Annotated in this window: 11 protein-coding genes, 1 pseudogene and 1 CRISPR repeat array; of the genes and pseudogenes, 2 read left to right on the plus strand and 10 right to left on the minus strand. The window is 71.6% G+C overall.

The window, feature by feature from the left end; translation table 11 throughout:
* Positions 1–416, minus strand: a pseudogene (locus ACFE86_RS18265) (hypothetical protein); the annotation flags it as partial.
* Between the two features lie 140 nt (positions 417–556).
* Between ACFE86_RS18265 and ACFE86_RS18270 the strand changes: the two are divergent.
* Complete coding sequence (locus ACFE86_RS18270) at positions 557–859, plus strand: hypothetical protein (protein WP_375456742.1); 303 nt, start codon at positions 557–559, stop codon at positions 857–859.
* Entirely contained in the window at positions 856–1,272 is a 417-nt protein-coding gene (locus ACFE86_RS18275) for a type II toxin-antitoxin system VapC family toxin (RefSeq protein WP_375456743.1), read from the plus strand. Before ACFE86_RS18270 ends, ACFE86_RS18275 begins: the two co-directional genes overlap by 4 nt.
* A gap of 600 nt (positions 1,273–1,872) precedes the next feature.
* Positions 1,873–2,086: direct repeats of the CRISPR family, unit length 31 nt; unit sequence GGGTCCATCCCCGCGTGGGCGGGGGAGCCGC.
* 46 nt (positions 2,087–2,132) lie between these two features.
* On the opposite strand, the gene cas2e is transcribed toward ACFE86_RS18275, so the two are convergent.
* The 9 genes from cas2e to ACFE86_RS18320 form a co-directional block, all read right to left on the minus strand.
* Positions 2,133–2,417: a type I-E CRISPR-associated endoribonuclease Cas2e gene (cas2e, locus tag ACFE86_RS18280; protein ID WP_375456744.1), complete on the minus strand. Its 285-nt coding sequence runs from the start codon at positions 2,415–2,417 to the stop codon at positions 2,133–2,135.
* A 22-nt stretch (positions 2,418–2,439) separates the two neighbouring features.
* Positions 2,440–3,291: a type I-E CRISPR-associated endonuclease Cas1e gene (gene cas1e, locus ACFE86_RS18285; protein WP_375456745.1), complete on the minus strand. Its 852-nt coding sequence runs from the start codon at positions 3,289–3,291 to the stop codon at positions 2,440–2,442.
* Positions 3,292–3,317: 26 nt separating this feature from the next.
* Positions 3,318–4,118, minus strand: a complete 801-nt coding sequence (locus tag ACFE86_RS18290; protein WP_375456746.1) for a type I-E CRISPR-associated protein Cas6/Cse3/CasE — start codon at positions 4,116–4,118, stop codon at positions 3,318–3,320.
* Positions 4,115–4,849, minus strand: coding sequence for a type I-E CRISPR-associated protein Cas5/CasD (gene cas5e, locus ACFE86_RS18295; RefSeq protein WP_375456747.1), 735 nt, complete (start codon positions 4,847–4,849; stop codon positions 4,115–4,117). Before cas5e ends, ACFE86_RS18290 begins: the two co-directional genes overlap by 4 nt.
* Positions 4,849–6,003, minus strand: a complete 1,155-nt coding sequence (cas7e, locus tag ACFE86_RS18300) for a type I-E CRISPR-associated protein Cas7/Cse4/CasC (RefSeq protein WP_375456748.1) — start codon at positions 6,001–6,003, stop codon at positions 4,849–4,851. Before cas7e ends, cas5e begins: the two co-directional genes overlap by 1 nt.
* Entirely contained in the window at positions 6,000–6,671 is a 672-nt protein-coding gene (locus tag ACFE86_RS18305) for a type I-E CRISPR-associated protein Cse2/CasB (protein WP_375456749.1), read from the minus strand. The genes cas7e and ACFE86_RS18305 overlap by 4 nt, the downstream gene beginning before the upstream one ends.
* Positions 6,655–8,631: a CRISPR-associated endonuclease Cas3'' gene (locus ACFE86_RS18310; protein WP_375456750.1), complete on the minus strand. Its 1,977-nt coding sequence runs from the start codon at positions 8,629–8,631 to the stop codon at positions 6,655–6,657. Before ACFE86_RS18310 ends, ACFE86_RS18305 begins: the two co-directional genes overlap by 17 nt.
* The gene (locus ACFE86_RS18315) at positions 8,628–8,927 is read right to left on the minus strand and encodes a hypothetical protein (RefSeq protein WP_375456751.1); all 300 of its coding nucleotides are present in this window, start codon (positions 8,925–8,927) and stop codon (positions 8,628–8,630) included. Before ACFE86_RS18315 ends, ACFE86_RS18310 begins: the two co-directional genes overlap by 4 nt.
* A 446-nt stretch (positions 8,928–9,373) precedes the next feature.
* A complete protein-coding gene (locus tag ACFE86_RS18320) occupies positions 9,374–10,318 on the minus strand; it encodes a ribose-phosphate pyrophosphokinase (protein ID WP_375456752.1) in 945 nt (314 codons plus the stop codon).
* Positions 10,319–10,324 lie beyond the last annotated feature (6 nt).

Consider the following 10,324-nt stretch of genomic DNA (forward strand, 5'->3'; position numbering starts at 1 on the left):
GGCGCCACCTCCGGCAGGTCGATCCGCGCGGAAAGGCTGACGATCTCGGCGGCAAGATCCCCCTGCAGGCTTCCGCCACAGCACACGCAGCTGGTGGGACGATGCTCCACCACCGTATCAGGGTCATCGCTCATCACCCGGCTATGGCCTTCATGACTAGAGCCGTGCCCGACCACGTTGGGTCGGGTCACGGCTCTAGGTCTTTGTTTTAACGCGCATTCCGACGAACCGGCATCCACTTCGTCGGAGTGCGCTCTAGGCTTGGCGCCGCCGGGTTTGGATTGCTCGCCCCGCTCCTTGCGGTCGGTCGCGGGCGGCTTCGAAGACGTGCGCGAGGTCTTCTCCGGGCGCTGCAGCCGCAGCACCAGTTCGATCACCTCCTCGCGGCTCAGCCGCTCAAGATCGCTTCGGCCCATCCCACGAAGGAATCAGCGAATTCCCCCTCACGCAAGGGGGTGGGTAATCACCAGCATGGTGTCTCCAAACGCAGGATTCAGGTGGTGTCAATGATTTCTCGGGGATATAACCGGGAGAATTTGAGATACGGAGAGTGACCATGGCGACCACGTCCCAAAAGAAGGCTTCGACGACGCATCGGCGCCGGGCGGTTGCTCGCGGGCTTGTCCGCGTTGAAGTTCAGGCGGCCAAAGGGGATACGGGCCTTATCCGCGCGCTCGCAGAAACCCTTCGTGGCGATCCAGAGCGGGCAAAATCGCTTCGCTCCACTTTGGAGCAGGTGCTGATCGATCCAGAAGTGAAAACCGCTTTCGATGTTTTCGGTTCTGATCTTCCCGATGAGGCATTTGCGGGCGTCTTCGATCAGCCGCGCCAGAAGGGCTGGCGTGAGGTCGAACTTTGAAATTCCTCCTCGACACGAACGTGATTTCCGAGATCCGCAAGAGGGAGCGCGCGCACCCGAACGTCGCCAAGTGGGTTGCCCAAACCCCGGTGAAGGATATCGGCACCAGTGTCGTCGTCCTCGCCGAAATCCGGCGGGGTATCGAATTGAAGCGCCGCAACGATCCCGAGCAAGCTGAGGGCTTCGACCGATGGTTCGCGCAAATGCGGACCCGCCTGGGTGACCGTGTGCTTCCTATCGACGAGCCCGTTGCCGAAGCCTGGACGCTCTTGAGCGTTCCCGATCCGCTGCCGCTGATCGACGGGCTGCTGGCGGCAACCGCCAAGGTCCACGGATTGACACTCGTCACGCGAAACATCGCCGATGTCGCCCGGACAGGGGTCGCGATCCTTGATCCCTTCGCAGACCGATAGCGCGCGAACCCAAGTGCGAACCCGCGAACCCATGGGCGGGGTGCGAACCCGGTTCGCGAACCTTCGGCCTTGTCCTCCAGGTTTAGGCCGCGCGTCTTGGCGTCGCCGAACAGGCCCTCGATCCCCCAGCGCCTGCGATAGGTCTGGAGCGCCCGGCGCGGCTCGGGGCTGTTGGTTGTCACGAGCAGCCATCGGCCGCTCGCGAGGCGTTTGGCGGCCAAGCGCACCGGCAGGCGGCTGTCGGGCAGGAACGGGTCGCGCGTGTGGATGGTGTGACAGGCGCGGCTTCTGCGCAGGAGCATCTCGATCGACCACAAGCTGACGTCGGCCAGGGCCATGATCAGGTCCTGCTTGACCCCGAATGGTGAAGGGGACCCGGCTCTCGATCAGGAACCGCATCCAGTCGGCGCCGATGAACGCGCGGTCGGCCAGAAGAAGCTCGACCGAGCCGGGTTCGGACAGGCTGAGATAGCGCCGCAGCAGGGCGATGCGCTGGCCCGTGTCGCTGTTGCCCGGATGGTCGAGCACGGTCCACAGCAGCGGCACCCGGAAGCGGCGCGTGACGAGGGCCGGCTTCGCCCTCGACGACGGGGCAGGCCGGGCTCCATCCCCGCGTGGGCGGGGGAGCCGCCCTGCACTCCGCAAGCCCCGTCGATCCGCCGGGTCCATCCCCGCGTGGGCGGGGGAGCCGCCTGGTCGATGCGCCGGATGCCGGTGTGCGGGGGTCCATCCCCGCGTGGGCGGGGGAGCCGCGGCAGGCCGCCACACGATCAGCGGCGTGGCGGGTCCATCCCCGCGTGGGCGGGGGAGCCTCTGCCAGCCAAGTATCTGGCGCCGTTCACGATGTCAAAGAACGGGCCTCAGCGGCGCACGAGAAGCGCCCCGTCGAGATCGGCCAGGGTCCGCGGCGAGAGGCCGAGGGTTCGCAGGCCGAGGCGGCCGGGTTCGGCGTCGTCCTTCCACAGAAGCACCACCGAGCCGCCCGGCAGATCCGACCACCAATCCTGCATCACGGCCCAGAGGCGCTCGCGCACGCCCCTCGACAGTTCGGCGCCGACGAAGACACCGGGCGCGGCCTCCGGCATGATCGAGGACAGGAAGCCGCGGTAGCGGTCCGCGACGTCGCGGGTCACGACCACCGTCATCGGCATCGGAAACCCCCCAACCTCACGGGTCGCCGTCCTCGAAGAGGGTCTTGATGCGATCGATCATGGCCGGGATCACGCCGTCGCGGCGCAGGCGCTCGGCGACGGTGCGGCGCGCGAGGCGCTCGATCGGCTCGAACGGGCGCTTCTCGTGCGCCTTGGCGGCCTTGAAGGCGCAGGGGACCGTGACGGTGTCGCGAACGAGGTCGGCGACGTCCAGCACGAAGCTCTGGCCGGATTCCTCGTGCACGAAGCCGAGCTGTGGAATGGTGGCGGTGGCGGCGACCGCGATCGCGGCGGCGCCCTCGACCGCCGAGGCGGCATGGTTGAGCGCCTGGTTCGGGATGTCGGCGGCGTTCGGGTTCTGGCGGTCGTAGCTGCGGCCCTCCCAGCGGATGGCGTAGCGGTCGGCCACTTGGCGATAGATCACCTTCACGCGCGCGCCCTCGATGCCGCGCAGCACGGCGATGTCCCGGTGCGGCAGCACCTCGCCGAGGCGAAGCGCGTACATGCGGCGCGCCACCTTCATCCGGCCGCCCTTCGGGTCGGCCCAGGCCATCGCCTGCCGGCGGGCGAGGGCCGAGGTGTCGGGCAGGAGCGGTTGCGCGGTATAGAAGCGCACGCCGCCTTCGCCGATCGCCGCCAGCGCGGTGTTGTGCCGGGCCAGGATGCGCAGCGCGTCGTGGCTCACGGTCGAGCCCGGGCCGAGCAACACCATCGAGAGGGACTGGTGCGGGATGCGGTAATCGCCCGCCGGCACCGTCTCGCTCCCAGCCGCCACGAACCGCAGGCAGCCGTCCTCGACCGTGAGGCTGCCGCGGTCGAGCCAGAGCAGCCCGTGCCGGTCGGCATGGGGCAGGCGTGCGGTCTTCAAGCTCGAGGCGTCCTTTCAGCATCGGCTCACACCGGCGGCCTGAGCAGCAGCATGCCGAAGCCGAAGGCGCGGTGGCGCCCGACACCTCGGGCGAGCAGGGTCGCGAAGGCGTCCGGGTCGCGCACGCTCAGCGTGCCGGTGACCACCGCGTCCGGATGGCCGGCCGCGCCCTGCATGACGGCGCTCGACGGCGGGATCTGGCGCAACGCACGGTCGCGGCCGCGCCGGAGCGTGCGGGTGAGGCGGAACGCGTCGAGCGCCGCGCCCTCCAAGCCTGCGCCGCCGGCCGCGAGCTGCCGGGCGAGCCAGTCGCGATAGACCTCGCCGCGGCTGACCGGCGCGGTCCCGCGGCCGTCCTCGACCGGATAGGCTTCCACGGCAGCGAGATAGGCGTCGTGCTCGCGCGTCCGGGTTCGGTCGCCGTCGCGGTCGCGGCGGACCGTCGGCCGGATGCGGGTGCGGAAGCCGAGCCGGGTGCCGGCCGCGAAGCGCCCCGGCATCGCCTTGGCGGCGAGCGCGCCGAGGCCGAGCGCCTCGCTCACCTCGGGCGCGGCGAAGGCGGCGGCGTGATCGCGCAGCACCGCCACGTCCGCGCGCGTGTAGGCGAGGATCTGCGGCGCGCCCTCGGTGCCGGGCCGGGCGCGCCGACGCGGCGGATCGAGCAGCACGAAGGGCTGGGGCGCATGCTCGCCGAAGGCCGCCTTGAGGATGGCGTGCAGGGCGTAGCCGAGGTCGTCGGGACCCTGCCGGGCGACCAAGCCGCGGTGTTCGGCCCAGCGCAGGAGCGGCCCCATGGCGGGCCGCATCTGGAGGAGGTGCAGCGTCATGCCGGGCCCGCCGGGCGCGGCAGCGAGCGGATGCGGACCATCCGGTGCCCGCCGTGCACGCCCGAGCGCCAATCGCGCGCGTCGGTCACCGGCCGGACGTCGTCGCGCGTCTGTCCGGCCTCACTCTCCGGCAGGAGGAGCCGGAGGCTCGCCTCGGACTCGTCGTCGGCCGGCGCTACCCGGGCCAGCGCGGCCGCGAGGTCGTCGGCCTCCGCGATCCGCCGCTCGGGATCTGGGTGGACGATCGGGCAGGCCGGCAGGCAGGGCTTGCGGCCGAGGAACAGGGGCCGGGCCGGGGCTGCGAGCGCCTGCGCGAGGTCGTCGAGGGTCGGGGCCACATCCGCCGGCTCGAGGCGCAGGGCGACGGCGCAGGAGACGTCGCAATCGTAGTCGCGGCGGCGGATGTGCGGGCTCTTGTAGGTGGCCGCGCCGCCGGCCCGCCCCTCCGGCCGGCCGCGGGTGGTCCAGCCCTGGTCGGCGGCCCCGAGCGCGGCGGTCTGGAAGTCGGTGATGCGCGCGCCGATGCGGTCGAGCCGTGCCGCGAAGACAAGCCGGTCCTGCAGCGCCTGTAGCCGCTCGTGCTCGCCGCGGCGGTAGCCGAGCGCGTTGGCCAGGAGGCCGGTGAGCAGGGAGGCGCCCGGAAACGCGGCGATCACGCCGCGCGCATCGACCGTCTCGCCGCCGAAGGCCAGCATCGGCGCCTCCAACCGGAGAAGGAGGAAGCGCGGCATCAGGCTGCCGTCCTCGTCGCGTCCGGCGCGCTCACGCGCCCGGCCGCCCAGGCCGCGAGCGCGTCGAGGGTCAGCGCGGCGCCGAAGCCGTCGGCGGGCGTGTCCAGGACCGAGAGGTGCGCACGCGCTTCGCCGCTTCCGTAGGCCGCGTCGAGCTTCGTGAGGTGACGGACCATTTCTATCATCGCATCGGCCGCGAGGTCGCCGTCGCGCCGCAGCGGCACCGCCTTGCGGAAGGCGCCCGCGAGGCTCCTGGGCTGGCGCGTCCCCGCCTCGACCAGCATCAGGTCGGCGTAGGCGTAGGGCGCGGTCGAGCCCTTCTTGGCGCCCGGCGAGACGGTCGCGATCAGGTGGAGCAGGTGCTCGACGACCTTCCCGGCAAGGTCGGGGTCTCCCGCGAGGTTCGAGACGAGCAGCGGCACGTCCACCACCACGTAGCCGTAGAACAGGCCGGAGGTGAGCTCGGTATCGAAGATGCCGCCCGAGCCCGCCGCGCCGGCCTCGACCCTCAGGTCGTCGACCATCGTGAAGTAGTCGCTCTCGCTCTCCTCGCGATGCACCGTGAAGGCGTGCGCGACGTGGATCGCCGCGTCCGTGTTGGCGTCCGGGTCGGAGGTCACCATGCGGCCGAACAGCGCCGCTTCGAGCCCGGCCGCGAGCGTTCCGGCACTCGCCAGCATCGCGGCGAGGTTGGCCTTGCCGGTACCCTTGGCGAGCCGCGCGTCGATCTCGGCGGCCGCCGACGTCGCGCCGGAGGCCGCCGCCGCGGCCTCGGCCGCGATCCGGGCGAGGTAGTCGATCTCCGGCTGCCCGAGCAGGATCGCCTGCCGGTCGCGCACGGCCGCGCTGTTCCTGCCGTACAGGTGTTTGACCAGCGCGGCGCCGACGGCCTTCACCACCTCCGGATCACCCGTGAGCCGCGGCAGGATGCGCCGCTCGACGATCTCCCGCGAGCGGATGCCCATGGGGGCGCCGACGCCCTTCAGCGCCCAGGCGTCCTCGGCCATCCGCCAATGTCGCTTGAGGCTCTGCGAGGAGACGCGGGTGCGGGTCGAGCCGCCGTAGGGCAACCGCTTGGCGAGGCCCGCGTCGTCCCGGTTGAGCAGGACGGCCGGATAGGACGACAGCGAGTGGATCTGAAGGAAGCGGGTCACGCGGCGTCTCCCGAGGGGGCTTGCGAGATGGCTTGCGAGATGGCTTGGGCTTGCGGGTTCCCGGCCCGGAACTCGGCCTGGTAGTAGCCGCGCGCGATGCGCTGGCGGACTCGGTCGGACCAGTCCCCGTCCGCCTCGGCCGACATCACGAGGCCGACCGCCGCGAGGGCGGGCAGGGGGCCGCCGCCCGCGACCAGGAAGCGGACCGCCCGCGGGAGGGCGACGAGGAGGGCATCGGGAGCGGCGTCGAGCAGGTTCACGAAGCGCCGCTCGCTGAAACCCGCCTCGAACAGCGCCTCGCCGAAGCGCCGCTCGGCCCGGCGGCTCTCGTCGCGCCAGAAGGCCGCCCGCGCGTCGGCCCCGTCCGGCTCCCTGTCATGCGCGGGCGCGCTCAGCGGGCCGGGCGATGCGAGCGCCATCGCGTGGATCACCAAGCCCCAGTCCCGGATTCCGGCCCCGTCGAGCCATCCCTGCGGCACCCGGTGCCGCGCGAGCAGGCGGTGGAGGGTCGGCTCGCACAGGGAACCGGCGGGATCGAGCCGGCGCAGCTCGGCCAGCGGCCCGGTCCCGAACGCGTCCACGTTCCGGAGGCTCGCCGCGATCGCGGCGACGATCCGGCTCCGGTCGGGCGGCCGGTGCGGCTCCGGCGTCTCAGGCTGCGTCGTCACGGGGCGCCTCCCGCCAGTAGGGCTGCAGGTCCCTGTTGCGGCGCGCGGCCGACCAGAACAGCGATTCGGCCCGGGCGAGCGCGCGTCGGCGGCGGCCGACGGCCTTCGACATGCCCCGGTCCGCCTCGACGATCAGCGGCCAGGCGACGTCGCGCACCAAGCGCCCGACCCAGCTCGCCCTGGCGTCGGCGGCCGAAGCGTCCGGCTCGAAGTCCCGCCACAGGTCGGCGAAGAACGTGGCGTCCACGGTGCGATCGAACCGCGCCAGGAAGTCGCGGGCGCGGGCCGCCGCGCCGCTGTCCCTGTAGTCGATCTGGTCCGGCCCGTTCTCGAACAGGGCGTAGAGCGCCGGCTTGAGCACGCGGTTCTGGATCTCGCCGGCCAGCTTGACGCGCTCGGTGGCGGCGGCCGCGAGCGGGTCCGTCCGGCGGTTGCTCAGCATCGCCGCGACGGTGTTGCTCACCGGTACGCGGCGCTCGTGCAGGCCCTCCGTCTTGCCCTGGCCGCGCGTCAGCGCCCGCGCGAGCACCGTCAGGCCGCCCGCGGCATCCTCGGCCGACACCCGCGCGAGCGGCGAGGGCACGTGGCTGTCCTGTCCGAACAGCAACCGGGCCATGCGGCGGTAGCCGAAGCCGCCGGCATCCACCGTCAGGACCTTGAGGCCGTCCTTGTCCTGCACCAAGGGCGCCCAGGGATCGCCGGTGACGCCGCCCGGAACCGGGACGATCCGGGGCGCCTTCGAGCCGCCGGCCTGCGCGGCGATCCGGCCGCCGGCGTCGCCGAGGCGCACCCGCCGGCAGATCTCGACGTACCACGGATCGAGCTCGGCCTGCCGCAGCGGGACGGTCCCGTCCCAGGGCCGCAGCCAGACGAGGGCGAGGCCGTCCTCGCCGGCATAGCCGGGCGGCACCGCGCCGGCGCGGCGCACGGCGAGCACCCGGGTCGGCAGCGCGAAGTAGAGCCCGTCGACCTCCCCGGCCCGGAACAGCTCCGCGAAGCGCCAGAGCGCCGCCTCGGTCTTTCCGGAACCGGTCTCGGATTCGAGAATGAGGATTTTTGCTGCGGCGGCGGCTGTCTCTCTCTGGATCGGGCGCGGCTCGAACGAAGGCCTGCCATCTGCGAACGCGGTCGCGAAGGATGCACCGACGCGCCGTTCGCCGGTGCGGAAGCGGCTCGCGTCGAGCCCGGTCTCGCGCAGCACGCTACGCGCGCGTTCCAGCGCGAAGGCCATCCGGTTCGGCTCACGCCCGTCCGCGAACGGGAAGAACGACTCCGCCGGGTTGGACCCCAACCAGTCGGCCAGCATGAGCAGGCCCGCGAAGATGTGCTGAAAAGCGGGGGCCGTGGGCAGCACCGGAGCTGCCTCGAAGGCGCTCCCGAACCATGTGTCGAGCGCAACCCGCATCGGCCCGAGCCGCGCGATCGGGTCGTCCGGCGTCAGGCGCCAATGGGCGGCGGCGTTCCGGACGTCGGTCAGTCCGAAGCCCAACCGGCGCAGGCCCCAGGGGCGGCCGTGATGGGCGAAGGCGGCATCGAAGAGGCCGGGATCGCCGGGCGGCAGCCACGCGGCGATCCGGTCGAGGCCGAGCGCGTCGATCAGGGCTGCGCAGATCGGGTCCGCTTCCCTGCTGCCGGAGAAGATCCAGGCAAGCTCGTCGATATGACCGACCTGAGCGGCGCTAGGATCGGATCGGGCCTGGAAGCCGCGATTGGCCTTGCCGATGTCGTGCAGGAAGGCGAGCGCGGCGAGCCGGACCGTCATCGAGCGCGCGTCCGTGATGTCGGGCGCGGCGACCACTCCGATCGCTCTGGCAACTGACGGCAGCGCAAGCAGACGCTGAAGGACCGCGCTGACGTCCGCCGAATGATCGACGAGTGAATGCCATCCGCCCTCTGCCCCACGCTTGGCCCAGAGCTCGTCGCGCAAGGGTTGGTTCCCCGGAAGGCCGTCGCCAATCACCCGATTCCAACCGTAGCGGAAGGGGACTTTGCCAGAAAGCGGATGGGCTGACGATCTCCAAGCGACAGGTGGTGCGGCTCCTGAGCGGTCCGCTCGATCGCTTCGTCGCCGAGGACCAAGCGGTCCTGCGCGCCGGCCTTGCGAACGCGGCCTGGATCAGCCTCGACGACACCTCGGCCCGGCATGCGCGGGCCGATGGCGTCACCACGCAGATCGGCGATGCGCGCTTCACGGCCTTCCGCACCGGCACCTCCAAATCCCGCCTGAACGTCCTCGCACCGCACCGCGCCGGGCACGGGGACTTCTCCTTGGCCTCGACGGGCAGGCCAAGCCGCGTCGCCTTGCGATCGCACCAGCGCCGCCGCATGCACCACGGCCCGGCAGGGCGCCGTCCTGCGCGTCCACCGCGATCACCGGAGGAGGGAGAGACCGCCCGCCGTCCGTGGAGCGGATCACCGTCGTGTCCTGGATCGCCAGGACGTGGCGGCCCGCGCAACGCGGGCCCTGTCCCCGCGGCGGCGGTCTCCACCGTCGCGTCCATCGCCCGGCGCGGTCGCCGCCCCGACCCCGGACGCTGAGGCCGCGACCGCCCATCTCGATCAGGCGGCGATCGCCGAACGGTCCCAGCGTCGCCGCCGCCATCGGCCGAACGCCCTGTCCATCTCGCAACAGGGAAGAGACACAGCCCCGACGCGCGAACCGAGATGCGTGGCTACGGTAGCCCGAAGAGGGAGGCCGATGGTCAGTCGAACAGGCTCGACACGCTGGCCTCCGTCGCCGTCCGGCCGATCGCCTCGCCGAGCAGTGGCGCGATCGTCGCGACGCGGATGTTGCGCGCGAGCTTGACGGCCTGCGTCGGCTGGATCGAGTCGGTGATCACCAGCTCCTTCATCCGCGAGGCGCTGATCCGCGAGACCGCGCCCCCTGAGAGCACCCCGTGGGTGATGTAGGCCGAGACCTCCTTGGCGCCGGCGTTGAGGAGCGCCTCGGCCGCGTTGACCAGCGTGCCGCCGGAATCGACGATGTCGTCGACGAGGATGCACGAGCGGCCTTCCACGTCGCCGATGATGTTCATCACCTCCGACTCGCCCGCGCGCTCGCGGCGCTTGTCTACGATGGCGAGCGAGGCGTCGATGCGCTTGGCGATGGCGCGTGCCCGCACCACGCCGCCGACGTCGGGCGACACCACCATGCGGTCGGCGGTGGTGAGCCGCTCCTTGATGTCGCGCACCATCACGGGCGCGGAGAACAGGTTGTCGGTGGGGATGTCGAAGAAGCCCTGGATCTGGCCGGCATGGAGGTCGAGCGTGAGCACGCGGTCGGCGCCGGCCTCGGTGATCAGGTTGCACACGAGCTTGGCCGAGATCGGGGTGCGGCCGGACGTGCGCCGGTCCTGCCGGGCGTAGCCGAAATACGGGATCACCGCCGTGATGCGCCGCGCCGAGGAGCGCCGCGCGGCGTCGATCATGATGAGCAGCTCCATCAGGTGGTCGTTGGCCGGATACGAGGTCGATTGGACGATGAACACGTCCTCGCCGCGCACGTTCTCCTGGATCTCGACGAAGATCTCCATGTCGGCGAACCGCCGGACCATGCACTTGGCCAGCGGCAGTTCGAGGTAGCCGGCGATGGCCTCGGCCAAGGGCCGGCTCGCATTGCCGGCGATGATCTTGATCGAGGACTTCATGCCTGC

The sequence above is a fragment of the uncultured Methylobacterium sp. genome, assembly GCF_964244095.1.
Classification (GTDB): domain Bacteria; phylum Pseudomonadota; class Alphaproteobacteria; order Rhizobiales; family Beijerinckiaceae; genus Methylobacterium.